The 26549-nt window shown below is 60.3% G+C and carries 32 protein-coding genes; all 32 read right to left on the reverse strand.

Features of this window, described 5'->3' with window-relative positions:
* Nucleotides 1–75: 75 nt before the first annotated feature.
* The 32 genes from AB1J88_RS14735 to AB1J88_RS14890 all read right to left on the reverse strand — a co-directional run bounded on the left by AB1J88_RS14735 (nt 76) and on the right by AB1J88_RS14890 (nt 26539).
* Nucleotides 76–591, reverse strand: coding sequence for a phage tail protein (locus AB1J88_RS14735; RefSeq protein WP_430291344.1), 516 nt, complete (start codon nt 589–591; stop codon nt 76–78).
* Nucleotides 588–1739 (reverse strand): phage tail protein, encoded by a 1152-nt coding sequence (locus AB1J88_RS14740; RefSeq protein ID WP_430291345.1) that lies wholly within the window; start codon nt 1737–1739, stop codon nt 588–590. The genes AB1J88_RS14735 and AB1J88_RS14740 overlap by 4 nt, the downstream gene beginning before the upstream one ends.
* A gap of 14 nt (nt 1740–1753) precedes the next feature.
* Nucleotides 1754–2353 (reverse strand): YmfQ family protein, encoded by a 600-nt coding sequence (locus AB1J88_RS14745; RefSeq protein WP_108181847.1) that lies wholly within the window; start codon nt 2351–2353, stop codon nt 1754–1756.
* Nucleotides 2341–3387 carry a baseplate J/gp47 family protein gene (locus AB1J88_RS14750; protein WP_430291346.1) on the reverse strand — a complete coding sequence of 349 codons (1047 nt, stop codon included), beginning with the start codon at nt 3385–3387 and terminating at the stop codon, nt 2341–2343. Before AB1J88_RS14750 ends, AB1J88_RS14745 begins: the two co-directional genes overlap by 13 nt.
* Complete coding sequence (locus tag AB1J88_RS14755) at nt 3377–3775, reverse strand: phage GP46 family protein (protein WP_007964342.1); 399 nt, start codon at nt 3773–3775, stop codon at nt 3377–3379. The genes AB1J88_RS14750 and AB1J88_RS14755 overlap by 11 nt, the downstream gene beginning before the upstream one ends.
* A complete protein-coding gene (locus AB1J88_RS14760) occupies nt 3775–4284 on the reverse strand; it encodes a phage baseplate assembly protein V (protein WP_007964341.1) in 510 nt (169 codons plus the stop codon). Before AB1J88_RS14760 ends, AB1J88_RS14755 begins: the two co-directional genes overlap by 1 nt.
* A 114-nt stretch (nt 4285–4398) precedes the next feature.
* Nucleotides 4399–5445 (reverse strand): phage baseplate assembly protein, encoded by a 1047-nt coding sequence (locus AB1J88_RS14765; protein WP_430291347.1) that lies wholly within the window; start codon nt 5443–5445, stop codon nt 4399–4401.
* Nucleotides 5446–5447: 2 nt separating this feature from the next.
* On the reverse strand, nt 5448–6686 hold the full coding sequence (locus tag AB1J88_RS14770; RefSeq protein ID WP_222016275.1) for a DNA circularization protein: 1239 nt from the start codon (nt 6684–6686) through the stop codon (nt 5448–5450).
* Nucleotides 6673–8571 (reverse strand): phage tail protein, encoded by a 1899-nt coding sequence (locus AB1J88_RS14775; protein WP_430291348.1) that lies wholly within the window; start codon nt 8569–8571, stop codon nt 6673–6675. The genes AB1J88_RS14770 and AB1J88_RS14775 overlap by 14 nt, the downstream gene beginning before the upstream one ends.
* 130 nt (nt 8572–8701) lie before the next feature.
* Nucleotides 8702–8998 carry a phage tail assembly protein gene (locus AB1J88_RS14780; RefSeq protein WP_003222226.1) on the reverse strand — a complete coding sequence of 99 codons (297 nt, stop codon included), beginning with the start codon at nt 8996–8998 and terminating at the stop codon, nt 8702–8704.
* A complete protein-coding gene (locus AB1J88_RS14785) occupies nt 8995–9342 on the reverse strand; it encodes a phage tail tube protein (protein ID WP_007964335.1) in 348 nt (115 codons plus the stop codon). Before AB1J88_RS14785 ends, AB1J88_RS14780 begins: the two co-directional genes overlap by 4 nt.
* A 67-nt stretch (nt 9343–9409) precedes the next feature.
* Nucleotides 9410–10906 carry a phage tail sheath subtilisin-like domain-containing protein gene (locus AB1J88_RS14790; protein WP_225137729.1) on the reverse strand — a complete coding sequence of 499 codons (1497 nt, stop codon included), beginning with the start codon at nt 10904–10906 and terminating at the stop codon, nt 9410–9412.
* The gene (locus tag AB1J88_RS14795; RefSeq protein ID WP_041072263.1) at nt 10906–11088 is read right to left on the reverse strand and encodes a DUF2635 domain-containing protein; all 183 of its coding nucleotides are present in this window, start codon (nt 11086–11088) and stop codon (nt 10906–10908) included. Before AB1J88_RS14795 ends, AB1J88_RS14790 begins: the two co-directional genes overlap by 1 nt.
* Entirely contained in the window at nt 11085–11669 is a 585-nt protein-coding gene (locus AB1J88_RS14800; RefSeq protein ID WP_430291349.1) for a phage tail terminator protein, read from the reverse strand. Before AB1J88_RS14800 ends, AB1J88_RS14795 begins: the two co-directional genes overlap by 4 nt.
* A 172-nt stretch (nt 11670–11841) precedes the next feature.
* On the reverse strand, nt 11842–12870 hold the full coding sequence (locus tag AB1J88_RS14805) for a phage late control D family protein (RefSeq protein ID WP_430291350.1): 1029 nt from the start codon (nt 12868–12870) through the stop codon (nt 11842–11844).
* A 9-nt stretch (nt 12871–12879) separates the two neighbouring features.
* Complete coding sequence (locus tag AB1J88_RS14810; protein WP_430291351.1) at nt 12880–13092, reverse strand: tail protein X; 213 nt, start codon at nt 13090–13092, stop codon at nt 12880–12882.
* Nucleotides 13085–13468 carry a phage tail protein gene (locus AB1J88_RS14815; protein WP_430291352.1) on the reverse strand — a complete coding sequence of 128 codons (384 nt, stop codon included), beginning with the start codon at nt 13466–13468 and terminating at the stop codon, nt 13085–13087. The genes AB1J88_RS14810 and AB1J88_RS14815 overlap by 8 nt, the downstream gene beginning before the upstream one ends.
* The gene (locus AB1J88_RS14820; protein ID WP_430291353.1) at nt 13468–15453 is read right to left on the reverse strand and encodes a phage tail tape measure protein; all 1986 of its coding nucleotides are present in this window, start codon (nt 15451–15453) and stop codon (nt 13468–13470) included. Before AB1J88_RS14820 ends, AB1J88_RS14815 begins: the two co-directional genes overlap by 1 nt.
* A 269-nt stretch (nt 15454–15722) precedes the next feature.
* A complete protein-coding gene (locus AB1J88_RS14825) occupies nt 15723–16304 on the reverse strand; it encodes a phage tail assembly protein (RefSeq protein WP_430291354.1) in 582 nt (193 codons plus the stop codon).
* A gap of 233 nt (nt 16305–16537) precedes the next feature.
* A complete protein-coding gene (locus AB1J88_RS14830) occupies nt 16538–17044 on the reverse strand; it encodes a phage major tail tube protein (RefSeq protein WP_007908799.1) in 507 nt (168 codons plus the stop codon).
* Nucleotides 17044–18210: a phage tail protein gene (locus AB1J88_RS14835; protein ID WP_430291355.1), complete on the reverse strand. Its 1167-nt coding sequence runs from the start codon at nt 18208–18210 to the stop codon at nt 17044–17046. Before AB1J88_RS14835 ends, AB1J88_RS14830 begins: the two co-directional genes overlap by 1 nt.
* 2 nt (nt 18211–18212) lie before the next feature.
* Nucleotides 18213–18398 (reverse strand): hypothetical protein, encoded by a 186-nt coding sequence (locus AB1J88_RS14840; RefSeq protein WP_007964321.1) that lies wholly within the window; start codon nt 18396–18398, stop codon nt 18213–18215.
* A 103-nt stretch (nt 18399–18501) separates the two neighbouring features.
* A complete protein-coding gene (locus tag AB1J88_RS14845) occupies nt 18502–19011 on the reverse strand; it encodes a DUF4376 domain-containing protein (protein WP_041072281.1) in 510 nt (169 codons plus the stop codon).
* Between the two features lie 10 nt (nt 19012–19021).
* Entirely contained in the window at nt 19022–21784 is a 2763-nt protein-coding gene (locus AB1J88_RS14850) for a phage tail protein (RefSeq protein WP_430291356.1), read from the reverse strand.
* Entirely contained in the window at nt 21785–22420 is a 636-nt protein-coding gene (locus AB1J88_RS14855) for a phage tail protein I (protein WP_041072285.1), read from the reverse strand.
* Complete coding sequence (locus tag AB1J88_RS14860; protein ID WP_430291357.1) at nt 22417–23412, reverse strand: baseplate J/gp47 family protein; 996 nt, start codon at nt 23410–23412, stop codon at nt 22417–22419. Before AB1J88_RS14860 ends, AB1J88_RS14855 begins: the two co-directional genes overlap by 4 nt.
* Entirely contained in the window at nt 23409–23741 is a 333-nt protein-coding gene (locus tag AB1J88_RS14865) for a phage baseplate protein (RefSeq protein WP_003222189.1), read from the reverse strand. Before AB1J88_RS14865 ends, AB1J88_RS14860 begins: the two co-directional genes overlap by 4 nt.
* A gap of 14 nt (nt 23742–23755) precedes the next feature.
* Nucleotides 23756–24364 (reverse strand): phage baseplate assembly protein V, encoded by a 609-nt coding sequence (locus tag AB1J88_RS14870; RefSeq protein WP_430291358.1) that lies wholly within the window; start codon nt 24362–24364, stop codon nt 23756–23758.
* A 3-nt stretch (nt 24365–24367) separates the two neighbouring features.
* Nucleotides 24368–24889, reverse strand: coding sequence for a hypothetical protein (locus AB1J88_RS14875; protein ID WP_430291359.1), 522 nt, complete (start codon nt 24887–24889; stop codon nt 24368–24370).
* Nucleotides 24890–24961: 72 nt separating this feature from the next.
* Nucleotides 24962–25303, reverse strand: coding sequence for a phage holin family protein (locus tag AB1J88_RS14880; protein WP_003222183.1), 342 nt, complete (start codon nt 25301–25303; stop codon nt 24962–24964).
* A 259-nt stretch (nt 25304–25562) separates the two neighbouring features.
* A complete protein-coding gene (locus AB1J88_RS14885) occupies nt 25563–25988 on the reverse strand; it encodes a tail fiber assembly protein (RefSeq protein WP_174376860.1) in 426 nt (141 codons plus the stop codon).
* Nucleotides 25989–26215: 227 nt separating this feature from the next.
* The gene (locus AB1J88_RS14890) at nt 26216–26539 is read right to left on the reverse strand and encodes a hypothetical protein (protein ID WP_430291360.1); all 324 of its coding nucleotides are present in this window, start codon (nt 26537–26539) and stop codon (nt 26216–26218) included.
* Between the last annotated feature and the right edge of the window lie 10 nt (nt 26540–26549).

The following is a 26549-nucleotide window of genomic DNA, read 5'->3' on the forward strand; positions in this document are numbered from 1 at the left end:
GCGGCGGTCTGTTTTCTGAAAATAAAAAGCCCACATCGAGGTGGGCTTGGGTGACGCAGAACGAAGGCGTTGCGACTAGAGATTCTGGCTGCTGAGCAGTTCGCGAATCGCCACCAACGTGTCATCGCTCGCACTTCGCGCCAGATCGAGATTGCCTTTGGCCGCATGCGCGCGGATCTGGTTTTTGGCCTTCAGGCGCAAGGTGCGCAGGGTCAGCAGATGGTCAGTGAGTTGGTCGGCCTTGCTCAGGATCTGCTCGGCGGCCTGTTTGGCAGTTCGACCTTTCACTACCCATGCGGCGACTGACAGCGGCACTTCTTTTTTCGGGTAACCAGCGTTCTGATAAGCCTGAGCGTCGGCAGCGGCCTGGGCGTACTCCATGGCTTTGAGCGGGTCGCCGGCCAAAACGGTGCGAACACTGTCGGCCGCCGCGTCGACCTTGGAACACAGCTGCTCGGCTTCCTGAAGTTCCAGTTCGGCAACTCTGGACGCATTCAGCTGCCATTTTTCTCCATCCCAATCATGGGCACTGGACGGCTGGGCCGGACGCAAGCCTTCCTCGAAGTGGTGAAGTTCTTGAATGATGATCATCGGATCAGCTCCCAGGAAAGATTGATATTCACCGCCGCTGAAAAATTGATCGCAACACCGTTGGCGTAGTCGCTTGGGAGGAGATTTTTGATGCCCATGCTGAACAGCAATTCGTCACTTGAACCGTTATCGGCACCAAAAGCGTGTTCGGCTTGATAGGTCTGCCACAAGGAACGCAACATGCTGTGGTCGAAGCTAGCGGTCAGTGTCGACACGGTTGTGTCACTCACCTCGTTGTTGGTAATAACCCGTACCGTCTCACCCGCAATGGCCCAACCATCCCAATTGCTCGACGCGGCAGCCTTTGGATTGAGAAAACAGTAGTTGGCACCCAGCCATCCGGGTGTAGCAAAATTCACAGCTGTGACGAGCGTCGGATGCGGCGTCGCATTGCCCACCACCAGCCGCGCGGCACGGGCATGCGGGTCAAGTGGCAGGTACACCACGCCATTACCGCTGATTGTTTGCGTCCACGACAAACGACCGCGGTTATAAATCGGTCGGACAATCGGCACCGAGCCAGGGCCTGCTGTCACCACCCATGCCAAACAAATATCCAGCGGCGTCGACTGAAAACCGCCTCCCGCCGCACCATTGATCGTGCCCTTCAAGCCTTCGGGCGTAGCGTCATAGATGACGCCGCGCTGCGTGTAAAAGGTCAGCACGCCGGCAACCACTTGCGCACGCAAAAAGTAATTAGAGTTAGGCAACAGATCAACACTGCTCCAGGCTTGTGTCGTAAATGTGCGCGGACGAGCCAACTGCCCGGCCACCACTTCCTGACCGAGGCTGATCAGCACGCCAGCCGGAATCGACACCCTCCCGCCACTGGTGGCAACAGCCGCTGGCGTGATCGGCAGTCGCCCGTCTGCCGTAGCAACAGTAGCGGTTGGCAACGACCCGATCGGCAACGCCGAATCCAGATTCCAGCCCTTGGCCGAAACGCTCTGAATCGCCTGCAACAACTGATCGTATTTCTTCTCGTCCGGAGTCAGATCCCCAGCCTTGATCACGTTGAGAATTTCCTGCGTCACCCCGTTGCCCCAGTCCGCCGGGATCAACGACCCCGGCGTCCCGGTCAGCGGGTTTTCATCGACAAATTTCCCATTCACCAGACCGGCGCTAGGCACACTTTTCGGATAATCCATCCCGTCATTCCTCCCTAGTCATAATTGATGTGCACTTTGGTATGCGCCGGCGCACTGCGGTGGATCAGGCACTCCAGCGCCGAGCCCGGGTTGACGCCAAAGCGCTCGCCCCAGTAGCTCGCGCCGTAGCGCCGGCCAAGCAGCAGGCGGCCGCCGGTGTTGAGGGTCCACATGAATTGCGCTTCCCAGGTGCCCCAGTGCGCTGCGCCGAAACGCGAGCGGCCCATGCGGGGGGCTTCGTGTTCGGTGATGCTGGCGTTGGGGTAGCCCTGGCTTTTGGCGATGTCGAGGTAGTAACCGACAGCTTGGCTGCCCACCGCGAGCAAGCGCCGGCGTACGGCGAGGCGGCGGTCGTCGAACAGCGGCGTGGCGCCCAGGCACGGGTCGGGCAGTTCCATCACCCGCTCCCAGTCCGGCACCAGTTCGCTGACGCCTGCCGGGTCCATCTCGTTGAGCAGGTCGGCGGCACGGGCATCGAGACGGGCCAGCTCGACGGCGACGCCTTGCAGCACGTCCTCGAGTTCCGGGACGCGTTCCGGATCCCATGCCGGGCCGCTCGGCAGCAAGGCGCGCAGTTGCGCCTGGTATTGCGCGGCGGTTCTTATGCCCCCCATACGCAACCTCCGAAGGTGAGCAGTTCGCTTTGCCCGGCAGGCACGTCAGCGGCCGGCGCGGTCAGCGAGTGATCGTATTCACCGCCGGCGCTGCTGATGGCTTCGCGGATATGGCTGATCAGCAGCGGCACGCCGAGGTCGGCCTCGCGGTTGTGCAAGTCGCGCAGCTGCGCTTCCACGGCGGCGCGCACAGCGGTGGTGTCCGGATTGACGCTCTTGAAGCGATACACCACCGGCACCTGAATCGGCCGCTGCACGTGTACTTCCGCGGTCACCGGACGCAGCGGTTCGATGTACGCCTGAACCTCCGCCAGTTGTTCATCGTTGGGCACCGGTTGCGGGTCTTCGTCGCGCATGATGAACACCGTCACCGTGCCCGGCCCCAGGAAGCCACCGCGGCACCAGGCTCGCGTCACACCCGGCACTTCCAGCGCCCAGGTCTCGTAGTCGCTGGCCGAACCGCCGTGCGGAATGACCCGATAGGAACGGATCACCCGCGAACGCAGCGACTCCAGGCTTTCCCGCGCCACGCCGCCACTGAGGCCGGGCGCCAGCACGACGAAGCTATTGCCGACCACACCGGCTATCGGCTGTACCGGGTTCAGCGCCAGACCAGCGTCAGCATTGCCCAGGCTGCCGGCATCGAGCGCAGCAATCGTGGTGGTGTTGCTGCCATTGACGGTAGTGCGCGCGGTGGTAACTTTGTAAGTACGGCCATCGCTTGCTTGCAGCAGCGTGTCAACGTCGAGCACCGCGCCGGCAGTGGCGGTAAAACTGACGCTGCCGGTGGCGACTTGCGCCGGTTTGCGCGGCTGGTTCAGGCGCAGCGCGGCGATGCGTTCCAGGGTCGATTCGTCGGCCTTGTCCGGCAGGATCTGCTCGGCAATCCAGTCGAGATAACCGTACAGGCCATAAGCGGCACCGCCGAGGGTGCGGGCCAGCACTTGCGCATCGGACTGGCGCAGCGAATCGCCGGCCAGGTCGCTTTGGGTGCGCTTGATCAGCACCGGCAGCGAAGGGGTTTCAAACGGCATAGATCACCTGCCAACTGTTATCGGGGTTGATGTCCAGACGTTCGCCGTCGGCCAGGGTCAGGACCGTGCGCAGGTTCAGGCGCTGGGCGTCGAGGCGTTCGCTGATGATGTCGATGGCGCTGCAGTGGCCGTCGTCGATCAGCCATTGCAGGGCTTCGCGGGCATAGAACTCGGCGTCCATCTGGGTCTGTCGGGTCAGCTTGACCCGACGCAAAAGCCACAGCCGCGAACCGATGCGATCGTCGGCGACGGTGGGAAAGCTGTCGCCCCACCAGCCGAAGCGCTCCTCGTCATCGAGAGCGTCGTCATCGGCGGCGCGGCGCCAGGTGAACAGGCTGATGAGCACGGCGCGGGTCAGCGCGGCATGGAGGTTCTGGCTGACAAGCATTATTTGCCTCCTGCCGGCGCACCGGTCTGGCCGCTGCCGGCCTGCACGCCGACGTGCACATGTTTGATCTGGCTAATGCCACCGGCGAGCTGATCACCAGTGGAAACGATCTTGCCGGTCTGGTTGATCACCGGCGTGTCGAAGTTCACCGCGCTGCTGGCGCGGATGTTCAGGGTGGCGGTTTCGATGTCGATGATGCGCCCGCGCTTGAAGTGGATCTTGTCGCCCTCGTCGGTGTAGATCGCCACTTCGCCAGAGGCCAGCGACTGCAGGCGATAGCGGCGGTCGGCGACCACCAGGGCGATGGCGTGGGAACGGTCACCGCCAAGAAACGTGACGATGCCTTCGGCGCCGGCCAGCGGATTGCTGGTGAAACCGTAGGGTTCGAAATGCTCCAGGTCGTCGTTCACTTCACCGGCGGTGAGGCGCATTTGCAGCGATTGCAGCTTGGATGCCGAGTTGGCGAGCACGACAGTGCCGCGCGCCAGCAGGCGTGTCAGTAGGCTCATGCTTGGTTCCTGTACGAAACGGGCCGAGGTCAAAAGATCGCAGCCTTCGGCAGCTCCTACCTATGATCGGCGTACACCTGTAGGAGCTGCCGAAGGCTGCGATCTTTTCCGGGCCTATGAGGTTTTTTTCGGGGGCGTGGGATCAGGATCGAAGGTATGCGGTGGCGCCACCTGCAGCGTGGTCACCGAGCCTTGCGCCGACAGCGAATACGTCACTTTGGAGATCAGCATGTCGCCGTCAAAACCGAGCACCGGATCCTTGACCTTCACCAGCGTGTTGTGGCGCCACAGATCGCCATTGGACTGACGCCAGCCCTGCACCTGATAGGTGGTGGTCTGCGCCCGGCCCATGCGGGTGGCGCTTTCCCAGAGCGCGCGTTTGAGCGACAGATCAGGGTTGATCTGCAGGCCCTCGTTGATCACGGTGACGCGGCGGCGCTTGTAGCCCAGATCCGTGGCGATCGATTCAATCTCGCTGACCGCCGCGCCGCTTTTCTGATCGTTGCCCTTCTGCTGGCCGATGACCCGGTATTCAGAGAACACCTGGCTGTAATCCATCGGCGCGTTAGCCGAAAGGATATTCTTGCCCAGCTCCAGCGCATCACTGGCGCGGCCCGCGCTGCCAGGCCTGGCCAGCACCAGCCGTCCCGATGCATCGTCGGTGGAGAACACCCGAAACAGCGACAGCAGACGATCGATCGATTGAAAAACCGTTTCCCCCGGCACCAGGGTGTAGCTGCCCAATCGGGTGGTTTCGGCAATCTCGCTGACCACCTTGACCTTGTACGACGACGCCAATGCCTCGACGATGCCCAGCATGGGCTGGTCTTTCCACTGGTTCGGGCGGTTGATCGCGGCACAGTCCACCAGATCCTGAGTGCAGGAACTGCCCTCGATACTCAGGCTGATCTGGCGCCCGTCGTAGCGGATCGGCGCCTTGAACACGTAGCCGGTGAGCACCAGGTCCTGGCCGATTTTCACTTCACACGGGTCGCCCGGCTTGATCGGTTTGTCCACCGTCTGCCCCGGCCATTGCCAGGTGATGTCGAGTTTGAAGGTGCGAAACTGGCGCTCAAGATCGGCGGTAATTTCCACACTTTTCCAGCCGCCGTATTCCATGTTGTCGACAGTCAGCGTGACGCGGTTGTCTATCTCGCTCATGACTACTCCCGGGAGACTTTCACGTCATTGGGCGGCAGGTACAACGGGTTGGTTACCGCGTTACGCTGGATCACTTCGGTAACGCGCGTCGCATCTCCGAACTGTTTGTACGCCACCACCAGCGCCGGAAAACTCTCCTGAAACGACTTGGTGACCAGACGCACACCCGAAGACGCTACCGCTTTGAGGTGCGCGACCAAAGCATCCTGTACATCGCTGATCGCTTGATAGTGCGCCGGGCCGGCTTTGTTTTTGGCCATCTGGAGCGCCTCGACCAGGTTGTTCTGCAGCGCCTGCAAATCATCCGTGGCCGGCACGTCCTGACGCGTGACCTGCTGCTTCGATTGCTGATCAAGCGAAGGTGTCGACGCCAGCTTCACTGGCTTCGACGCCACCGGCATCGAGGCGACCCATTGCGCCACTTTGACGATCAGGGTGTCTTGCACCAGATCGGCCATGGCTTGGGCCGCCGCGTTGGTGTCCTTGCCGGTGGTGATCTTCGGCGCATCGGCCTTGCGAATGGCTTCGAGTTGTTGGGACACGTCGGCAATCACGCCACGGTAGCCCTCCTTCGCGAATGCCTTGAGTTCCTTGATATCGCCGAGCAAGCCCTTGAACTCCGCCGCCACTTCCTTGGGCAATTCCTTGACGGCTCTGACCAGTTCAGTGATTTCCTTGTATTGCGCGATCAGCGGTTTCAGCTGTTCCTTGATGACATCGAACACCCCGGTCAGGCTGTTTCGCAGATTATTGATGCCGATCCGCGCCGCTTGAATCCGGACAATCACCTCCTCGAAACGCGACACGGCTGACCCCAGCAACGTGTCAGCCTTGGCCAACAGGATTTTTTGCGTACTGACCGTGGCGGTCGGAAACGGCAACGGCCGGTCGGGGTAAAACTTCAGACTGAACGTCACCAGCCCGCCATCCTGGCGGGTGTGGGTCATGTCGCATTCGCCGACCTTGACTTGCAAACGTCCGAGCCACGGATGCACCAGTTCACCACTGCCCGCCTCCAAGGCCTTGAGCAGCTTGTCGCGCTGCTCCAGGCAATCGGCGCCGATGATGAACGCCGTCAGGTCGTGGGTCTTGGCCTGCTGGCCGAGATCCTCGAAATACGGCAGGTCGCGTTGCGGATACTCATGCAACTGACCTTTGCGACCGACCGGGGTTTTCGCCTGATCGATCCAGAACCCGACACCGCGAAACGATGCCGGCAACAAGCGGTCACGCCAATTCATTGGAACCTCCTGCCGACAGCGAGCGATAGCCGATGCGCGAAGACAGCGCCAGGCCAGGTTGATTGGTTTGCGGTTGATCGGTGCGCAGCCCCGCCGGCGCATTTTCGAAGCGCACGGTCAGGCCGCCTTCGAGTTGCGTGCGGTTGTTGGCAGCGCTTTGCTGGATCAGGGCGCTGGAGGATTGTGGCAGCGAACCGCTTTGCAACGTCCCGTTTCCTGCAGGCGCTGGATTCGCGCCAAAGAACGCCGGCGCCAGTTCACCCTTGCCTTCGGCATTGGTCTGGCGTTGCGCCTCAGTCAGCGTTTCGACCTTGCCGGTGACCTTGGCGATCAACCCGGCAAAACCACCGTCGAACAGTTCCTTGATCGGCGCGATGACGGTTTGCAGCTTTTGCCACAACTCTCCGAACCACCCGACGATCGGCCCCCAGCTCTCGATGATCTGATCCAGAGGTTTCCATTCGAACAGCGTGTGCAGAAAGTCCACGACCGGCGCAGACACCGCCAGCACAACATCCCACAGCGCTGAAAAAACCTCGCCGACCGGCTGCCAGTACTGCGCAATCTGCTCCAGCGGCGACCACTCGAACAGGCTGGTGAAAAAGCCCTGGACCCGCTGCACTGATGTTTGCAGGGCCGTCCAGATCGGTTCGAAGTACCCCACGACACCACTCCAGGCGCTGGTGATCATTTCCATCGGGAAATAATCGAACAACGTCCGCAATGTTTCCCGGGTGCTTTGCACAGCCGATTGCAGCGTCGTCCACAGCGGCTGGAAGTACGCAACAACACCGCCCCAGGCGCTGGTGATCATCTGCATCGGCGAGAAGTCGAACAACGAAGCCAGGAACGCCTTGGCCGGCTGCGCGGCTTTTCGCAGACCATCGAACATCGGCTCGAAGAACCTGACAACACCGCCCCACGCACTGTTGATCATCTGCATCGGCGAGAAATCGAACAGATTTCTGAGGAACGCCATTACCGGCACACTCAAGGCCTTGAGCAGTTCCCAGATCGCCGAAAACAGTCCCGTCAGCGCCCCCCAGTTGTCCAGGATCATGCCGTAAGGCGTCCAGGAGAAAACTGTTTTAAAGAAGTCGATCACCGGGCGGGTGACCGCCTTGACCTTGTCCCAGATCCCCGAGAAAAATCCCGTGACCGGTTGCCAGAGCGCCGCCAGCGCATCGAGCGGGCGCCAGTCGAGCACCGAACGCAAGATCGCCATGGCATTCGACCCGACGTTTTTGACACCTTCCCACATCCCGGTGAAGAACGCGCTGATCGGTGTCCAGTTGGCATAGATCAAACCGGCCGCCACCGCGATACCCATGGCAATCAGCATGATCGGGTTGGTCTTGAGCACCATGCTCATGACATCGAACACTTGCGTCGCGCCAGTGACTGCGGTTTGCATCGCCGAAAAGGCGATGGCTCCCGCCGCCAGCCCCTCAACCAGTTTCGGATTGTCGGCAAGCAGGCTGCCGACCTGAGTCATCATCGGCTCAAGCCCGATCACCAACGCCCCCACCGCCGGCACCAGCGCTGCGTCGACAGCGGAGGAAACCTTTTCCATCGACGCACTGAACACGTTCATGTTCTGCGCGGCGGTTTGCGGTGCGGCGGGCAGATCAACGGTTTTCGCCGTCTCGCTGACTTCAGTCAGTTTGCCCTGAAACGCCGCCGCCGATTTGATCCCGTCCACGAACGGCGTGATCACACTGCCGCCCTTGAACAGACCGCTGATGTCCAGTTTGCCGAGGCCGGTCTGTTCGAGATTTTTCTTGAAGCTCTCGACCTTTACTCGCAGGGCGCCGAGTTTGGGCGACAGTTCATCGATGCCCGTGATCAGCACCGGTGTTTTGACTTGCTTTTCTTCGTCTGCCATCACTGCACCTGCTGCATCGCATTGATCCGTTGCGCGTGCTCCAGCGACTCGCGGAGCACATCCAGTGGCCTGGCCATCATCTGTTCGGGGTCAACCTTCCAGAACCAGGCCAGGTCATAGGCGACTGCGATCAGGTCGGTGATGGCTCCGACGCCGCACTCATGAAAAAACTCGCAACGGCCCAGCTCAACGCATTGAGGTCAGCCAGATCGAGCTGGTTGACCGACGACGGCGGGATGCCGGCGCACACGGCGATGTATTTGGCCGCCACGTCCATGTCGAGGCTGACTTCTTCGCTCTTGTCGATCTTGTACGGCAGCGCCTTGATCGCTCGCACTTCCTGCACCGTCGGACGGCGCAGGACGAGTTCGGTCAGGGGCTCGCCGTGAGCTTCGATCGCAACCTGAAGCTTCACGGCGCCGCTCATTGCCAGGTCCCCTTGATGCCTTCGAATTTCAGTTCGATGGTGGCGTCATCGCCTTTGGAAACCGGCTCTTCGACCAGATAGGCACCGGCCAGCACGTAGACTTTGCCGTTGCTGAATTCGCAAGTGACGGTGATGTCAGTGCCTTCGATCAGCTTCTTCAGCGGGAAGTCGGCGGTGTGCAGCGCGGTCACTTTGAACGACGGCGCGACGTCGGTTTCCTTGTAGAAACCCGGTACGACGGTTTCGCGTTTGACGGCCATCAGCGGGGCTTCGCAGCCGCCGTTGATAGTCAGTTGTGCACCGTCGACTTTGACGTAGCAGGTGCCTGCAATCACTTGACCCATGGTGTTACTCCCTTCAAATAAAAAAGCCCACCGAGGTGGGCTGAATGCTTACGGCCAAACGCGGCGATCAGGCCGCGTCGTCGTATTGCAGACGGAATTGGTTGAGCAGTGCGAACACGCGCAGACCGTTGATGTAATCCGGCGGGAACAGCACGTTCACGCGGCTCGGGTCCTGCACGTCACGCTCGACGATCAGGTGCTCGGCGAACAGCTCGGCGTTCTCCACGTGGCCTTCCAGTTCCAGCTTGGCGTACTGCGCGATCAACTCGCCGCGAATGGTCGCCGGAGTGACGATCGGCTGGCCGGCGCCGAAACGGGTGCCGTCGGAAGCCAGTTTGTGGCGCCCGTATTTGCTGGTGATCACGCTTTGCAGACGACGCACGATGAACGCCGACTGGTGCATGGTTTCGCTGTCCAGATAGGAGTTGTCAGCCTGACCGTAAGCGTTTTTCTGGTAGGTGGTGATCGAACGCTGGATGCGCACGTAACCGCCCTCGTAGTACGCAGTGGCGATGCCGTAGTTGAGCAGCGACTGGCGCTCGGTCAGGGTGAAGCGCTCGCTGGCCGGCGCTGGATCAACACCCGGCAGGCTGCCGCTTTGGGTCGGACGGCTGGCATCGGCGGAGATGAACACTGCGGTGCGCGCAGCCAGTGCTGCTGCTTGTACCCAGAACGGTTGCGGTACGCCCGGCTCCAGTGCCTGAATGGTCATGTGCTGGTCGTTGCGTGCCTGGCCAGCAGCAACCAGGGTGCCGACGGTGCCGCGTTTGGCGCTGTAGACGTGACCGAACAGTTGCTTGGCCCAGGACCAGCGACCGGTGCTGTCATCCATCACTGCTTGCCAGGTGTTGAGGGTCGACAGATCCGACCACGGCAGTGCGATGAACTCGAACGGCTCGTCGCCCAGTGCAGCCACGGCGGCGACCTGGTCCGGCACACCGGCGCCGCCGGTCATGGCGGTGATCGCAGTGGTCAGGCCGGCCGGGGTTTCTTCGCCGTTGCTCTTGCCCAAGCGATTGAACTGCAGGCTGATGTCGTTAGCGCTGTCGCCGGTCCATTTGGCGGTCAGAGTGACCACGCCTTCAGCAGCCGCAGCGCTGACTGGCAGATCGGCGGTGGCGTTGATTTTCTGTGCCAGTGCGGTAGCCGCTTGAGCAGCGGTGGCACCGTTGACCACGGTGGCCTGCACCCGCACACCAGCGACGTACAGGTTGAGCACGCCAGCCTGAGTGGCGGTGCCGGTCAGGGTCAGCACGCCTTTGGCGATGGCGCCTTCGGTGTTGTGCAGCGGCAGGCACCAGATCTCGCCGATCGGGTCGGCCTTGCGGAAGGTCTCGTACATCGAGGCGAGCATCGAGCCCTGACCGCCGATGCTTTTTGCCAGCGCGACGCTGGAGACCAGCACCAGTTTGCCGACTTCGGTCGGGGCGATGTTGTCATTGACCTGAGCGACGATCAGACGGCGCATGGCCGAAGTCGCGCTATTGGCGGCCGAGTTGTCCATTTCGGCATAGAACAGCGGTACACGAATGTCCGCGGGGATGTTGCTGAATCCGATCGCCATTATTTGGCTCCCTGTGGTTTAGCCGCTTTTGCGGTTTTGAGTGTGATATCGCCGTCGGCCAGACGCCGGCGCCACCAGGCGCTGTCCAGCACTTCACGGCCTTCCTTGGGCAGCAGATCGCCCGCTTCCGGGTCAGGCACAGCACGGCCAGCGGCCGGCAGTACGGTGATGCGATTGCTCATGGGGTTACGTCTCCAGAGAAAGTCAGTTCCACGCGCCCGTCAGGGCCCGGGTGTTTCAGATTGGGGTCGGCCGGGTCGATCGCATCGACCCGCACGGTGACCCCGGTAAAGGACGACAAACCGTCCAGTTCACGTTCGTGCCAACTCTCCGCAGGCTGACTGGGCAGATTGCGGCCGAGCTGGAACTCGGCAAAAAAGCGCAGCCGATAGAAGGCCCGGCTGCTGTTGATCGAGACCATCTCGCCGCCGTCGTAGACGATGGCGCTGTAGTCGGAATCGGGCTTGAACCCCACCAGCGCGCGCCACAGTTCGGCGCGCAGGTCGTGCAACAGATCCAGCGCTTTTGTGCCGTCGCTGGCATCAAGTGCCAGGATGATGTCAAAGCGGTCGCGGATCGGTTGGGCGGTGAGGTTTTGCGCGGTGCTGTTGCTGGCGACATCGGCCAGCGGCAGCACATGGGCCGAGGGTGTCGGCAGATCGGCATTGCCTTGCAGCAACGCCAGATCGACACCGACGGCAATGTGGTTGGCAAGCCCAGGGCATTGCGCACGCAGCTGCGTGAGGATCGGGGTGATCTTCATGGTGGTGTTCCAGAGTTGAATGAAAAGCGGTCTGCAGAACACTGCAAAACCTGTGGGAGCTGGCTTGCCAGCGATGGCGGTGGATCAACCGGCGTCTCTTTTGAATGGGCTGGCCTCTTCGCGGGCGAGCCCGCTCCCACAGGGATCTTCATCGCAGTGACAAAGCGGGGAATCAGTCCTTGGCTGCGGCCTTGGGATCAAGGCCGCTGGCATCGATCACGCAGCGATAGCTGTTCTCGCGATTGCCACTGGCGGTGACTTTTTCGATCGACCAGCGCCCACGCATGAAGTCCGGCCAGGTCTCATCGAGCAGCACCAGCCCTTCGGCCGCCAGCAGCGGATTGCCGGGACAGGTGATCTTCACCTTGTACTTCTGCCGGAGCATCTTGCGCACTTCGCCTTCGCCAACGGCAATCGCATCGGCTTCGCTGGGTTGCTTCTGGCGGATGATCTTGAACGGCGCAAGCCCCGTTTCGACCCACTGCAACAAACCTGTGGCAGCCTCCACGAAACAGGTCTTGCAACCCTTGGTTTGCTCGCGGGCGGACTCCTCCAGCGTGGCGCTGATGAATGCGTGATCGCCGGGACGGTTGTTGCTGGTCACCGACAAGGTCACGTCCGCCAGCACCTGGCCCGACAACGATTTGGTCTGGCCGGGACGGGCCAGCACGTACACGTCGTTGTAGGGTTTGGTCACCGCGTTGTACTTTTTCGCCAGGCGCGTCAGAAAGCTCATGTCGGTTTCGTTGGACTGGTCGACGTGCTCGATCCTGATCATCGCCACCTCGGGCGCGACGCGCGGTGAAAAGCCATGGCTCGACACCAGTTTGCGAAACAGCGCACCCAATGTAGTCGGGCCATGACTGGCCGTGCGACGTTGCTTGAAGCCCGTCTCATCCTCCTTGCTGAACGGTGCCGCCGTGGCCACCAGCGTCAGGCGAAACGGGAACAGCGTCGGCGTCAGGCGTGTCACTTTGAACTGGCCCTTGTCGACCATTCCCGATTCCAGATAACCGACCTCAAGGCCGATTTTCCCGCCCAGATCCGGCAGCCCTTCGAGGCCTTCAAGATCGATGGTCAACGTCAGCTGATCGGACTCGAAACCGGCTGCATCAATGTGTTCCCAACTGATCAGGCGTTGATTGAGCAGGGCCGAGTGGGCCCCGTAGAGTCTTACCGCCGGGGTGAAACCCAGTGCCATGCAACCTCCTTAATCCCAGGCCGTGAGCGGTTTGATCGTGGCCGGTTTCGAATCGAGTTCCGGCAACGTGACCCAAACGCCCGCAGACAGGATCGAGCCGTGTTCGGCCAGGGTCGGGTTGAGTGTCCACAGCGCCTCTTCGGCGGTGTCATCACTGCGCCCGGTTTCGCGGTAGAGCAGCAGATTCACCGAATCACCGGCCACGCTTCGGACTTTACGCATTGTTGAACTCCGTCAATCCGATGACCCACTTGATCACCATCGCGGTGCCGTCATCGATGACCTCGCTCTGGTTCTCGTCGATGCTGTTGATCCGCCACAGACCCCAGTTGCGCCCGATACCGTCAATCAACGGCAGCGGCACACGCAATGCCTGAAGTGCGCGCAATTCATCGAGTCGATCCATGGCCACGGCATACATCGAGGTGCCGCTGATGGTCAGCGATTCCGCTTTCTGCCCGGTCTGACTGGACTTGGGTTTGCTGGTCAGGATCTGGATGTCGCTCCAGCCACCGTCGGACTTTCGCGCCAGCGTGCTGTAGGCGAAGTTGCGCGACAGGCCGAAGATGAAACTGCCCAGCGCCATTTGTTGTTTCATCAGGCGACTCCATCGGTCAGGGCTGCGTCACGGCGGGTGGCGAGGCTGTTGGTGTTCATCAGTGGAATGAATTCGTTGTTGAATTGGGATCTCAGGTGAAAGTCGACCAATTGACCGATCTTTTCCACACTGCCCGGGTCGCTGCAATACACCTGAACGGTGGGCGCGTAGGGGGCTGGCACCGTGGGCGCCTGGGCGCTGGCCAGCGCCTGACTGACCTGAGCCGGTGCTGCCAGTTTGTCTGGTGCGGCATTGCCGAGTTTTTCGCCAAGAAGGGAACCGCCCTCACTGCCAAGCCACCCGCCAAGCAATCCACCGAGAAGGCCACCTATGGCCATGCCGGGTGGGCCACCCACGACTCCGAGTGACGCGCCGAAAGCAGAGCCTGCAAGAGCGCCGGCCATTCCACCGCCCGCTGCGCCGACGCTTTTAGCTATCTGGGTTTCGTCACCGCTGGCCACCCCGGCCGCCAGGCCTGTGAGGGCAGCGACGGTTTTTACAGGCCAGGGCATTGCGCGCGACAGAGGGCGCATGGCAGCAGCGGTCGACTCCAGAAGCGGGGCCCGCACCCGTGAAGTTTGCTCGAGGATCTTCAAACCGCTGCCAGCAGCGGCGGCCCCCGCTGTGCCGGTGGCGGCGCCGGTGAAAACGGACAGGCCCTTATCCACGACTTTCTTGCCAACCCGTTCTTTGATATCGCTGCCAATGGCATCGAGCGCTTGATCGAACAACGGTTTGAGAAACGCGCTCACCGTCAACACCACGCCAGCAGTTTTCGGATAGGCTTCAGTCAGTTCACTGAGCTTGTCGACCCCGGCAGAGGCCAGCGAATCGCTGGAGGGTGCCAACGCGTTGCCTTTGGCGACGGCCAATCGTTCGCTACGGGCATTCAGAATATTCAGCTGTCCTTGCTGAGTACCGGAAAGCGTCAGGGCAGCCTGTTTTATCGACCCCTTCTCGCCCAGCTCCGACGTCGCGTATCGCTGCTTGTCCTTGACCTGCCAGAACGTCTCATTAACCTCACCGAGGTTTTGCGAGAGCTTCTGCGCAGCATCACCGCCATCGGAGAACAACGTCCTGGCCAGCACTGCGCGTTGTTCTGGCGGTCTGGCGTTCAATGCGGCCAACACTGTCAGCAACGCACCTTGCGCATTGTCCTTGTTCGGATCACGCATCGCCGCAGACACGGCCTTGGGATCGAGCCCCAGTTGTTTCCACGCCCCCTGTTCGGCAACAGAGACCTGGTCTCCCTTGCTCAAGGCTGTGGAAATGCTCTTCAACGCGACGCTTGCTTCACCTTCTTTCGTTCCGGTGTTCAGCAAGGCTGCCGACAGCGCTGCGGCTTGCTCGGGTTGCAACCCCGCAGCAATCGCCGCGTCGCCGGAACGCTGCAACACCGAGCCGATGTCTGCCGCGTTTACATCCCCAGGCATTTTGCCCAAGTGGTGAGCCGCATCTGCCAGATCGATGGCCTGATCACGGGTCAGTTTCATCGAGGTACGCCAGGCCGCCATCATCTCGGCGACTTGTAGCGCAGGCACCTTGAATGCTGACGCGGTGAGCGCAGCGTCATCGGCAAACTTCAGCAGTTCGAACTGCTTGTCCGAGGCATTGGGCAAGTCGATGCCAATCCCCGCCTTGGCACCCAATGCCGCGGCATTGAGCAATTCAACCCCGGTGGTTCCTCCGGCAGCCACCAACGGGGCGCTGGCCATGATCAGGCTTGCCTGAGCCATTTCCTTGCCCTGAACCGGAGTCAGTCGAGCGACTTCGCTCAGGTTCGCAGCGGCTGTGTCCATCGCGACAGCGGCTTTGAGCAGTTCGGGAGGGACGGCGCCGGCTACCTTGTCTGCAGCCTTCTGCGCGGAAGATCCGCCGTCGCCATTGACCGCGCTCTTGAACAAAGAACGTTGGGTCGCCAAGGTGAGGATCAGCGAATCGATGGCTGCAGTCAGCGAAACGATTCGGTCACTTGCCGTTCTCAACGCTTGCCTCAGGTCGGCGACCTTATCCCGATCCAGGCCTGCTGTAGTCGTGCTCGTTGCTGCGGTGGTCAAACCAATATTGCGGCTCGCGGAACCTGTGCTCTCACCGGCGTACATGAGCGCATTTTTACTCTCTGCCATGCCGCTCTACTCCTGTTTCACGCCAAGGCGAGTGATCGCTATGTCGTAGCGGCGCAACGCCTTTTCGGCGTCCCATTCCAGAATCTCCGCCTCACTTACCGGGTAAATGAGCGGGACGATATCGAGGATTACTTCGATGTCGCGTTCCGAAAGTAGGCCGCCGGCTGGTTTAAAAAATCGTCGATGCGCACCTGCAATTGGGTCCAGTCAGGGACGCTCATGTGGGCCAGATCGGGGATCATCAGGCCGGTGCAATGGGCAGTGATGAATTCGGCGCGTTCCTTGGCCGTTTTCAGTTTCTTCATCACTTTGGTGGCGAGCAGTGCGGGCATTTCCAGCGACAGCGAGGTCACGGTGCGGCCGGTCACGGCGAGCGGTTGCAGCAGCTTCACTTCGTCAGGGTCGGCGGACTTTTCTGCATCCTCGACCTGCTCCAGAAAGTACGACGCCGGACGGGTCGACATCTCGTGCACGTACTGGGCGATGCTCACGTAGTCCGGGCGTTTGAGCTGGTCGAGTTCCTTGACCGACAGGCCGGTGGCGAGCAGCGCCAGTTCGAAGAACTGATCGTCTTCATCATCGCCAGCGCGCTCCAGCGCTTCTTTTTGCGCGGCGTAGAACAGTGGCTTGAGCTGGATCTGCTCGATCTGCACGCCGTCGTCGCCGGTGATCGGCGACAGCAGGTCATGCTGGGGTGGCATCCACGACATGTATGAATTCCTTGGTGATTCTTGAGGGGGTGTTGCAGCACTTGGGAGAAGAAACCTATGTGGCGAGGGGATTCATCCCCGATGGGCTGCGCAGCAGCCCCGCTTATGGATGGGTGCGGTATCGGCTAAATCGCCAACTCAATGTTGGGGCCGCTTCGCGCCCCATCGGGGATGAATCCCCTCACCACAAAAGCTCCTTCCCACAAGTTTTGGTGCAGGGCTTGCTTACGGGGTTACGGCATCAGCACCGCACGACGCGCATCACCGAGGATGTCGACGCCGTTGAGCACGAACTTCTGGGTGCGCACGTCGATGTCGATCACCGGAATGCCGTTTTCCAGGCGGTTGTAGGTGCGGCAGGAGAAGTCCAGCGTCGTCAGGGCTTTGCCGCCCATTTTGATCGCGTCCTCACCCATGGTTTTGAGCTTGCCGCCGATGGTGTGATAGGTGAACCAGGTGTTGCCGTCCTGATCCTGACCGGCTTCACGCACATTCAGCAGGATGTCGTCGCCCAGTTTCACGCCCATTGCCAGCAACACTTCTGCACCGGTGCCTTGCAGCTTGATCTGAGCATTCAGCGGCTTGGCGCTCTTGGCCATTTCCTCAACGATGAAGCGCCCGCCCGTCATGTTTTCCATGTCGAAGTCGATCTTCGGTGGCGTGAATTCCTCAACGGTCGCCGACAACGGCAGGCCTTGCAGGGTGGCCGCGATGGCCTGTCTTACGCGGTTGGTAAACATTAGAGAACGTCCTCCAGGAACTGCTCGATGATTTCATCGCGGGCGTTGAGTTGATAAACCATGTGTTCGTTCGGCGCGTAGCGGCCGTAGTCGATGACCACGTACCAGGTGCCGTTCTTGTACTTCTCGACGCTGTTGAGTTCCGGGTGCAGGTACACGCTGCCGCCAGGAATGGTTTCGTCGGCGACCAGAGTCTGCAGCCAGTCGTTGATGCGCTTGACCTCCTGATCCATGAACGACTTGGTCAGGTTCTTCGCCATGGCTTTCTGGCCGGCCTTGACCAGCTTGCGGCTGATCGCATCTTCAAGGCCGACGTAGCTGATGAACTTGCCGGTGATCGAGCGGTTACCCAGCAGCGAGAAGCCGCCGAGCACAGTGCGGGCGTAGTAGCTGATGCCGTAACGGTTGAGCAGATCGCCTTCGGTGGAGGTATCGAGGATGTTGTACTCAACGACGCGGGACACGTCTTCGGCGTAGGTCACCTGGTTGCCCGGGCTCTCCCACTGCTTGACCTTGGCCAGCGCGGCAATCGCCAGGCTCGACGGTGCGAGGAAGACATTTTTCTTCGCCGCTTTCGAGTACACCGCCGGCATGTTGTGCACCACCAGGCAGCGGTCGAAACCGAGATCGGCGCCGCCCAGTTCCTGGCTGTAAGTCACTTGATCAGCGACCGACGCGTCCTTGCCATCCAGCACCACACGAGCCTTGATGCGTTTGCCGAACGAAGCGAACTCGCTGGCCACTGCTTTGGTGCCGGTGAAGCCCGGCGCACCGATGATGGTCAGGTCTTCCGGGACACTGCCCAGCGCCGCCAGACCGAGCTTGCGGCCGGTGGCTGGCTCGACACCGCCGATCACTGCGTTGACAGTGTCGGCCGGGGTCGCGCCCGCCTCGACGATCACTACGTAGACCGGCACCTTGACCACTTTGAGGATCTGGTAAACCGCGTGGTACAGGGTGCCCTCTTCCGAACCGGTCGGATCGAGCAGCGCGTGGGTGGTGAAGCTATTAATGCGGAACGGTGCGTTGCGCGGAATCAGCGGATCGGCTTTCGGCGCGGTGCCGACCAGACCGATGACGTTGTCACCCAGGCCACCCATGGCCTCGGGGGATTCCGTGGCATTGACGGTAATGCCGTTGTGCTCGAAGTTCAAAACCTCAGCCATGGTTAGTCAGCCTTCTTGGCAGCGGCCTTTTTGGCCTGGGTGGAGGGTGTTTTCAGTTCCAGTCGACCGGCGCTGTGCAACGCACTGGCCTCGACGTCGAGCAGATCAAGGTCTTGACCGACGCTCGACCAGTGCCCACCGCCGGTGGGGAATGGAACGAGCACGGTGTAGGTTTGGCGGGTTGCCATTTTTCGTTTCTCCATAAACGGGAAAGCCCCTCGTGGGGAGGGGCTTGGCGGGTGTTGATTTGTTTTAAGCGGACAAGAAAACGCCCCGGGGTGCAGGGGCGTTTTACTGAAGGTTTGGGACTCGCGTTTCAGGCAAGGAATCTGGCCAGCCCTCGGTCAGCATTTCGTTGCCGAACGTTCCTGCTCGAGCAGACTCGGACAGCGCTTTTTCCCGATCAAAACAGGCCTGAACATGAGACCGTACAGCCTGTGCAATTTGCAGGATCTGTTGAGCTGTCAAATCGACAAACCCGGCAACAGACTTGTAGCTGCAACGATATTCAGGATCGAGCATCGCGGAAACCGCCATTCCAGCAATCAGCGATTGACTGTCACGGGATGAATCGATAATCAAACCGGCGACCACGATACCCGAACCTTCTCGGCGAAATCGCTCCTGCGCAATCAGGTCCAATTGGCGCTTCAAGACCAGCTCGCCGTTCGCAAAACCAAATGAGTTTTCCAGTTCCTGAAGGGTGGGTTCATGGTCGAAGAGTACTTCACCGTCAGCCAATGGCCAGTCCGAGGCGACACATCGAAAGGTCGTCCCCACATTTGAGTAGGCTCTCAACATAGATGACTCCTTAAAAAGTGTATTGGGAGATGTGGACATCGTTTGCACGAGAGACCGACGCATAGAGACGGTAATAGATCGTCTGTGGAGTCGCCATGACCAGGTCCGAGAACGGACTTAGAACACCCAGTCCGACGATTCCACCAATGCCGCATGCTTTCATACCTACTTCGGTAACATCCGGAGAAAGCCCCAGAGAGCCACCGCCCGGAAAATCAGCGCTACCAATGTAATGAATGTAGCCACCGACGGTTTTTGCATTCTTCGGAACAACAGAGGCCAGCGAGATCGGTGTCGGCGACATCGACATGCCGTTTTCCAGCACTACCGTCCGAGCAATGGAAATTGAACGCTGATGTTGAATGCCGGGGTTCATCAATCGACTGGCACCGGTTTGCCACACGCTGACCAGCGCACTGGCGCTATAACCGGCGGGCATATTCGTGCCCGCATAAATTTCAGGAGCGGTACTCAATGTCGCATTGACGCCCAGCAGCTTCGCAACCTTCAACTCGGGGTTGTAGATGACGTAAATCCCGACACTGCCGTTTGCTGGAGCGATACCGGTGTCCATGCCACCTGCACCGACGGTTGTCAGATCGAGCGATAGATTGAGATTCGCCAACTTGTACTGCGCGACACCCGGCTGCTCGACAATCAGTTGATCAGCAGTAACCGTTGCAACGGAAGCCGCGACAGGCAGCGATACTCTCAGATTAAGCATGGCGCCTACTTCCGCACCATTTAGGCGAGACAGTTTGACTTCAGTAGCCAGAGAGGCGATATCGATGCTTCCCTGATTGATCGGTGCGTTCCAGGCTTTGATACACCACATGACGGCGAGGTTGCGCGGACGCACGGTTTTCCAGTACGAGCCTGTATTGAGGACAGTGACACCGGTGGACGTGTAGTAAATGTCGCCTTTGAAATCAGGTGCCGGATCGGCATCAATCGCGTCGGAGTTTCCAATGCCTTGAACGGCTGGCGCCTCGACGTTGTCACCCTGGATCTTCGTACCGGCCTGGTAACTGCCTACGTTTCGCCCGGCGTCGACTCCACGCCCATGATCCCAGCCGCGCAAAAATTCACCACGTGATTCCGGCAAGCGGAAATTACCTACTCCCTCATTGCCCTTGTTGTAAGTTGTACCGAGAAAAGCCGCCAGATCCGGATAAGTCGCAATGCTCTGCACGCTACCATCCAGCTCCAGATAACCCGGCGCAACGATCCCGGTCGGGAATGCCAGAACCGCCCCCACCGGAACGGCGGATTTGAGTCGTTCGACTTCCTTGGCCAGTGCGGCTACATCGATGGTTCCCTGATTGACCGGGGCGTTCCAGGCTTTGATGCACCACATGACAGAGATGTTGCGGGGACGATTTTCTGTTGCTGTCCGAGCTTGTCGGGCGTTGTCAAAATCTATGGAGGTGTAAGCATCAGCAGCAGCATTTACGCCCTTTGACACGCCGGATTTCGACCCACCGTACACACCGTTGAGTATTTGGCCCATTCCAGTGGAGTCTGCTGCAGATATCGCACCGGTCAGGCGCTGCATCGCGTCCAGTTGAACCGTACCAATCTGTCGACCAGCATCCACACCCCGCCCATGATCCCAACCGCGCAAAAATTCGCCACGCGCTTCAGGCAAACGGAAATTCCCGACGCCCTCATCACCCTTGTTGAACTTGCCGCCCAGATAAGCGCTCAAGTCCGGGTAAGTCGCACTGCTCTTGACGCTGTTATCCAGCTCCAGAAAACCCGGCGGCGGTGCATCCACCGGGAACGCCACAATCGAACCCACCGGCAATGCCGATGCCTTGGCAATCAACGCCTCGACTTCAGCCTTGGTGTAGGAATCCTTGATGCCAAACCCGGCCAGCGTTTCAGGATTGGCACCGGCAGTCGCCCGACCATATTCATCAACCGTCAGACTCTTGTAAGTCCCGGCCACAATCCCGGTACGCCCGGCGAGCATCTTGAACGTCAGCGCGGTGGTGCCAAGAGTGATCGGCGCATTAGTGGTCAGGTGCCACAGCGAATCGCCGTTCGCCGTACCCTCCTCCACCATGACCGTCAGGCCCGGCGTGACCTTGGCACTGCTGTTGGCATCCGTCGCCCGCACCCAGTCGCCATTGGCGACGATCCACAGGCCGTTGTCCTTGGCCAGGGTCTGGTTCGCCAGCAGCACGCGGTCACCGGCAATCACGGCCACGCCGTCAATCTGCTGGGCACCGTTCAACACGATGTTGGTAGAGGCCGCGACGCGCACCGATTGCTTGCCATCGAGTTTGCCGAGTTCCTCGGCGAGGTAACTCATGACCCAGGCACGGGTGGCCTTAACCACGGTGTCATCGATCAGCAGCGTTACCAGCGACGCATTGCTGGTCTCGAAAATCGAGCGAATGTAGAACTCTTTGCCCGAGCCCGAAGTCGCCAGAACCGGTTTGAATGACTCCGGATATTTGACGATGGCGTAGAGAATGCCGGTGTCGGTCCATAGCCCAGCTTCACGCACGTACCAACCGCCAACGTCCGGCGGAATGGTGACTTCGGCGAGCAGCCAGCTCGGATTCTTCTCGTCCTGGAACAGGGCATTGAGCGGCCCGCGCCAGACTTCGCGTGCAAGTGCCGTGGCGGTGGCGGCAGGGTTGTAGACCTTGCCATTGCCATCACCGACGGAAATCTGAGTCAGCTTGATCGGTGTGCCCGCAGCCTTGCACGCCGTTTCGTAGGCAATCCCTGCGTTGGTGAGCAGGGTGTAATAGTCAGCCATTCAGGCCCCCTGAGGATAAATAGTGGATGTTTCGACGGTGTACATCGCGGCGGCCATGAACGCCTCGCCAGAGGTTTCGAGCCCTTCGATGAACACCGGATAAACCGTCGTCAGCTCACCGCAGAAAGTCGCGGCGGCGATGGAGTGGCTGCCGAACGCGCTCAAGCCAACCGTCACCGAGAGAATGTCCCGTTCGCTCTTGGCATCAGCCAGGCGTCGGTCGAGACGGGCGTCGATTTCTGCGCTGTAGGGTTGCTCGCTGAAGGCCCGCACGGAGAAGCTGTAAGGCACGCCGGGCGGCGTCTGTTCGTACCAGGCGCGGACTTCGGGGCGCAGTTGCAAACCCTTGGCCGCGTTCTCCAGCGCCTTGCGGGTGCCCGCCTGGCGCGCAGTGGGCCAGGCCAGTTCGACGGTCAGGCGCTTTTCCGCTTCCGGTGCGCTGGTGCTCCATTCGGCGACACCGCGATCCGCTGCCAGATACGGCAGGAATGCGACCGGTGTTTCGCTCGGGTTCATCAGTTCGGGGAACGGCGGCGCGATGCGATCAAGCAGTGCGCCGAAGCCCAGATCCAGTCCACGTTCGAGTGGAGAGCTGTTGGCCGGCAGCAACGTCGGGCTATGCGTTGGCTCACTCATAGCGTCAGCACCTCGACCTCGACCGCCGTGCAGTACGGCGCCTCGAAGGCGCTGGTGATGATCGGCTCCAGCGGTTCAAGAATCTGCAGTTGCACGGCGCCAGCGCTGTGCAACGTGTAGTCGATCCAGCTCGGATCGACCCGCCCTTCGAGGCGATGGCAACTGTCGGCGTAGGCCTGCAATTGCTGCTGTGCGGCGACTTTGGTCAGGCCCGAGTCGGGACCGGAATTGATCTTGGCCACCACACGAATCTTGTAGCGTTGAATGTCGGCAGCCTTGACCGTGACGAGGTCGGTTTCCGGCCGCACATCAGGGCGGGCGAAGTGCTGACGCACGCCATCCAGCAACGCTGCAGACGGCGTGCCATCGCCGTCTCGCGACAGCACCGTGACCTGCACCTCGCCCGGCGCAATGCGCCGACCGTTGCCGTCCTTGACCTGCGCCGCGAGGCCGTCCGGGTTGAAGGTGTAGGTGACATTTACCACACCGCCATCGCTGGATTCGACCTTCACCGTTGGCCGTTCACCGAGGGTGAATACCTCGCGGCGATACTGCATTCGCGAACCTGCAGCCGGGGCATGCGGCGCCAGGTAATAGCGCAGCCGGGCGTCGTCATCACTTTCATAAATCGGCGGTACCGGCGGAAATGCCGCCGGGTCGCCGGGGTCGAGCAACTGCCGCTCCAGGCCCATGTCCGCCAGCCGTGCGTCGAGGTTGCTGCCAGTGGCCCACCACGCCAGCATCTGCTTGATACGGGCGTTGTATTTGCGTTCGTGGGTTTGCAGACGCACGCAGAAAGCCTCAAGCGCGAGGGTCAGCAGTTCGCTCTCGTTGTCGAGGCTGGTCTCGAGTTTCGCCGCGCTTTCGGGCGCTCGGGCGCCGACGTACTCGACGACGAAGGTCTTGAACTCGGCGAGCAGGTCTTCGAAGGCGTCGACGGTGATCAGCGCCGGTTCGGCCAATTGATTCTGGCCGGGGATCAACATGCTCATGTCACGACCTCGAATGTCTGTTGACGGTTTTTCCAGGTGCCGGCGAAGCGCAGCAGCAGGCCCGCGCCCTGGCGGCTGGCGACGATCACGCTCGGCTGAAAATCGCTGATCCCGTTCTGCGCGTTGTAGAACGCCTGAGCCGCGTGGCTCTGGGCCAGAAGCAGAACGTCGTCACCGAGGTTCTGCCCCAGCAGCGTCGGGATCAGCGAGCCATAAAGGGGCCTTTTTTGCCGGGTGCCCAGCGGCGTGGTCAGGGCCCGGGTCGCGCGCTGCACAAACTGCAGCCAGTCGTCGACCGTGGCCCCGGAGTCTCTATCGATTCCGATCATGGGAAGCTCTTGATTCAGGGGCTGATGACGCGGCCCTGGTGATCCACCAACGGGCCGCTGAAGTGCACGCCCGAGGCGTCGATGCTCAGGCCGACGCCGCCCAGTTGCAGGCTGATCAGCTGCGGCGTCATCGTCAGTTGCGCCGGGCCGATGCTCAGTGCGAGCGACTCGCGAGAGCCACTGAATGCGGCCGGGCCGTTTTGCCAATGCAGGGTGTGCGTGGCGTCGTCGTAGCCGCTTTCAGTGCCGTCGACATGCACCCGGCGCGTCAGCGTCGGAACCGTCGCCGTCGGTGGAAAGCGCTCACTGTTCAAGCCGAACAACGCCACGCTTTGCGCGCCGCTTTCACCGCTGCCGTAGTTGAGCAACAGACACTGCTCGCCCACGCTGGGAATCCGCGATTCGCTCTGCGCTCCGGCGCTCGGGTTGAAGAACTTGATGGCGGGTGTCAGCAGTCCACCGTGGCTGACCTGGCAAGTGTTGCTCACAGCATCGACTGCCTGACACACGCCGATGCGACAGAAACTCTCGGCACGGCGGTGCAGGTCGTCGATCTCCGCTTCCATCTCCGCCAGCCGCTCGATGATCGGCCCCAGTTGCATGCGCAGTAATGCGTCGAACATCGGTCAGGCCTCCAGCGCAGTGTATTGGTCAGGGTCGTCGATGTTGCTGACTTCCCAGGTACGGGCGAATTTAGGCGTACCAAGCGGGTCGTCGAGCAGCGTCGGGCCGAGGTAGAGGGTCTGGGTGAAGGTCAGGGTCCACGCCTTGTATGGCTGGTCGGCGCGTGTGAGCACTGACGGCAAACCATCAATGTTCATCGGCAGATCACATTGATCGCCGGGCAGGTTCCAACGGTTGTCGGTGATCAGGTTTTTCAGTACGGCGATCAGATCGCACGCGGCAAATGCACTCGCAGAAAGTGCCGGAATGACTTGCAGCGATACGGTCATGACGTGGGCGATACGTCCGTCGGCGCCACGCACTCCGGGCGCATTACGGTCGAAGTCGATCAACGCCCAGGCCTGAGCGCCGGGAGCGGTGAAGTCGTCGTGATTGCCAACCTGCAGATTCAGGCCGGCGCTGTTGCGCAGGGTTGTCGCCATCGCCGTGAACAGCTGCGAAGGCTGCTGGATCGGTGCGGGCATGCATGACCTCCTTTTCAATTGTCCACGCGCAGCCCCGCCGCATCAGTTGCAGCGAGGCAGGAAAGTGTTGAGTTACTGGGGATCGCGCGGCGGGGGAACTTCGCAGACGCCAATACGCTTGGCGGCCCAGCGTTCGTAGAGACCGATGGCCACGTCGGCACCGGCCATCGCGGTCAGGCAACCGAAGGCACCCGCGGCCCAGATGGATAATCCGGCGGCATACAGCAGCATGATCGCCGAGACGCCGCAGATCATGCAGGCGCCGGAGCGCAGCGCCAGACGCCGCAGCAATGACCAGCCACGAGCGCCCTCCTTGTCGGCGCGCCACATTTCGCCGGACACCCCGCCCACCACGGCAAGGAGGATGACTAGCCAGATAGGCATGTCCGCCAAAGCTTGTTGCTCGTTTGTCATGTCACGCCTCCGGGGGGATGAGTTACTCGCTTTTTATGTCCGTTCAAACGATATCTCTGAAAGCGGGCATGCCAGGGATGCCCGGAGGAGTACACGTTGAGTTGTGACGACACCAGTCTTGCCGCTGAAAGCAAAAAGGGCTTTAGTATTGGCTCGTTCTTTGATCGTCTGACTGAACACAGGCACTTTGAAGACGAGGCTAAAAAGTCGCGCCATTGCACAATGCAATCCCGATGCTGGATTTTTTCAAAGTGGTCAATTAGAAGGGAGCAACTGGCCAGTTAATTGTGTAGGGATAACCAGTTTGGTTTTTTATCTCACTGATTGCGACGCAATACTGCTTATATGCAAGCAGCTGCTCGGTCTCGGAAGTGCTGGCAACACCTAAGTCGAGTTTGTATTGCAGAGGATTGACCGTCAGCCAGTTAGCTGCCTGAGTTAATAGCTCGCGCGCTCGGACATCAAGGACATCGACGTTATCTTGATAGGTCAACTCAGTGAACACCCAGCCATTACCAACGTAATTCCCCTTCCACCCCACTTGCACTGGAGTATCGATAGATACTTCTACCCAATAACCGGACGGCCCCGGTGGCGTAAACTGTGGGAACTCATCTGCATCCACAATTTGTACAGCGCGGATAAATGGCCGGCTGTACGCGTCAATAAACACGTAGCGATTCATCATCTTTCCTTACTATCTGGTTTAAATAACATTGCTTTCATTATGTAAATCATGCACTGATTAAAATTTGAGCAAACAGCAATTACGACACGTCGACATTCCAAAAAGCCCGGCAATGCACCGGGCTTTTCAGTAATGCGTTCCTTCGCGTTCCTTCGCCTTCCTTCAAATCCGGTATCCGAGAAGGAAGCTGACTTTTCGGCGCTACTGGCGCGGTACGAGTCCATTCAAATTGTTTTTCCGACCGCGGTCCCTGCCCGCCGGATAACTGCTCTTGGTGCTTTACGCTGCACACCCGGGTCAGTTGCCAACCCTCTGAACCGTTGAGGCCGGTTCATCGCTGCCTGTTCTTGTGGAACTAAAGAGCTGTTGTTGCCAGCCGCTTTGTCGAGCGGCTTGGTGGCAAGAATATGCATGAATGCATACACGGTCAATGCATAAATGCATTTATTTATGCGAAAGAAATGCACAGCCGCATGAAGCCCGCATAAATCAAGGGTTCGAGGGATTCGTCCAGGCGAAAAAAAACCCGTCATGAGACGGGTTTTCAAGAAAGGGGAG

Origin of the sequence: Pseudomonas sp. S8, assembly GCF_050473925.1 — a bacterium.
GTDB lineage: Bacteria > Pseudomonadota > Gammaproteobacteria > Pseudomonadales > Pseudomonadaceae > Aquipseudomonas > Aquipseudomonas parakoreensis.

Excerpts from the sequence above, each read along its gene's own strand:
- AB1J88_RS14735 (WP_430291344.1), bottom strand. The coding sequence starts at position 591 with ATGATCATCATTCAAGAACTTCACCACTTCGAGGAAGGCTTGCGTCCG.
- AB1J88_RS14740 (WP_430291345.1), bottom strand. The coding sequence starts at position 1,739 with ATGGATTATCCGAAAAGTGTGCCTAGCGCCGGTCTGGTGAATGGGAAA.
- AB1J88_RS14745 (WP_108181847.1), bottom strand. The coding sequence starts at position 2,353 with ATGGGGGGCATAAGAACCGCCGCGCAATACCAGGCGCAACTGCGCGCC.
- AB1J88_RS14750 (WP_430291346.1), bottom strand. The coding sequence starts at position 3,387 with ATGCCGTTTGAAACCCCTTCGCTGCCGGTGCTGATCAAGCGCACCCAA.
- AB1J88_RS14755 (WP_007964342.1), bottom strand. The coding sequence starts at position 3,775 with ATGCTTGTCAGCCAGAACCTCCATGCCGCGCTGACCCGCGCCGTGCTC.
- AB1J88_RS14760 (WP_007964341.1), bottom strand. The coding sequence starts at position 4,284 with ATGAGCCTACTGACACGCCTGCTGGCGCGCGGCACTGTCGTGCTCGCC.
- AB1J88_RS14765 (WP_430291347.1), bottom strand. The coding sequence starts at position 5,445 with ATGAGCGAGATAGACAACCGCGTCACGCTGACTGTCGACAACATGGAA.
- AB1J88_RS14770 (WP_222016275.1), bottom strand. The coding sequence starts at position 6,686 with ATGAATTGGCGTGACCGCTTGTTGCCGGCATCGTTTCGCGGTGTCGGG.
- AB1J88_RS14775 (WP_430291348.1), bottom strand. The coding sequence starts at position 8,571 with ATGGCAGACGAAGAAAAGCAAGTCAAAACACCGGTGCTGATCACGGGC.
- AB1J88_RS14780 (WP_003222226.1), bottom strand. The coding sequence starts at position 8,998 with ATGAGCGGCGCCGTGAAGCTTCAGGTTGCGATCGAAGCTCACGGCGAG.
- AB1J88_RS14785 (WP_007964335.1), bottom strand. The coding sequence starts at position 9,342 with ATGGGTCAAGTGATTGCAGGCACCTGCTACGTCAAAGTCGACGGTGCA.
- AB1J88_RS14790 (WP_225137729.1), bottom strand. The coding sequence starts at position 10,906 with ATGGCGATCGGATTCAGCAACATCCCCGCGGACATTCGTGTACCGCTG.
- AB1J88_RS14795 (WP_041072263.1), bottom strand. The coding sequence starts at position 11,088 with ATGAGCAATCGCATCACCGTACTGCCGGCCGCTGGCCGTGCTGTGCCT.
- AB1J88_RS14800 (WP_430291349.1), bottom strand. The coding sequence starts at position 11,669 with ATGAAGATCACCCCGATCCTCACGCAGCTGCGTGCGCAATGCCCTGGG.
- AB1J88_RS14805 (WP_430291350.1), bottom strand. The coding sequence starts at position 12,870 with ATGGCACTGGGTTTCACCCCGGCGGTAAGACTCTACGGGGCCCACTCG.
- AB1J88_RS14810 (WP_430291351.1), bottom strand. The coding sequence starts at position 13,092 with ATGCGTAAAGTCCGAAGCGTGGCCGGTGATTCGGTGAATCTGCTGCTC.
- AB1J88_RS14815 (WP_430291352.1), bottom strand. The coding sequence starts at position 13,468 with ATGAAACAACAAATGGCGCTGGGCAGTTTCATCTTCGGCCTGTCGCGC.
- AB1J88_RS14825 (WP_430291354.1), bottom strand. The coding sequence starts at position 16,304 with ATGTCGTGGATGCCACCCCAGCATGACCTGCTGTCGCCGATCACCGGC.
- AB1J88_RS14830 (WP_007908799.1), bottom strand. The coding sequence starts at position 17,044 with ATGTTTACCAACCGCGTAAGACAGGCCATCGCGGCCACCCTGCAAGGC.
- AB1J88_RS14835 (WP_430291355.1), bottom strand. The coding sequence starts at position 18,210 with ATGGCTGAGGTTTTGAACTTCGAGCACAACGGCATTACCGTCAATGCC.
- AB1J88_RS14840 (WP_007964321.1), bottom strand. The coding sequence starts at position 18,398 with ATGGCAACCCGCCAAACCTACACCGTGCTCGTTCCATTCCCCACCGGC.
- AB1J88_RS14845 (WP_041072281.1), bottom strand. The coding sequence starts at position 19,011 with ATGTTGAGAGCCTACTCAAATGTGGGGACGACCTTTCGATGTGTCGCC.
- AB1J88_RS14850 (WP_430291356.1), bottom strand. The coding sequence starts at position 21,784 with ATGGCTGACTATTACACCCTGCTCACCAACGCAGGGATTGCCTACGAA.
- AB1J88_RS14855 (WP_041072285.1), bottom strand. The coding sequence starts at position 22,420 with ATGAGTGAGCCAACGCATAGCCCGACGTTGCTGCCGGCCAACAGCTCT.
- AB1J88_RS14860 (WP_430291357.1), bottom strand. The coding sequence starts at position 23,412 with ATGAGCATGTTGATCCCCGGCCAGAATCAATTGGCCGAACCGGCGCTG.
- AB1J88_RS14865 (WP_003222189.1), bottom strand. The coding sequence starts at position 23,741 with ATGATCGGAATCGATAGAGACTCCGGGGCCACGGTCGACGACTGGCTG.
- AB1J88_RS14870 (WP_430291358.1), bottom strand. The coding sequence starts at position 24,364 with ATGTTCGACGCATTACTGCGCATGCAACTGGGGCCGATCATCGAGCGG.
- AB1J88_RS14875 (WP_430291359.1), bottom strand. The coding sequence starts at position 24,889 with ATGCCCGCACCGATCCAGCAGCCTTCGCAGCTGTTCACGGCGATGGCG.
- AB1J88_RS14880 (WP_003222183.1), bottom strand. The coding sequence starts at position 25,303 with ATGACAAACGAGCAACAAGCTTTGGCGGACATGCCTATCTGGCTAGTC.
- AB1J88_RS14885 (WP_174376860.1), bottom strand. The coding sequence starts at position 25,988 with ATGAATCGCTACGTGTTTATTGACGCGTACAGCCGGCCATTTATCCGC.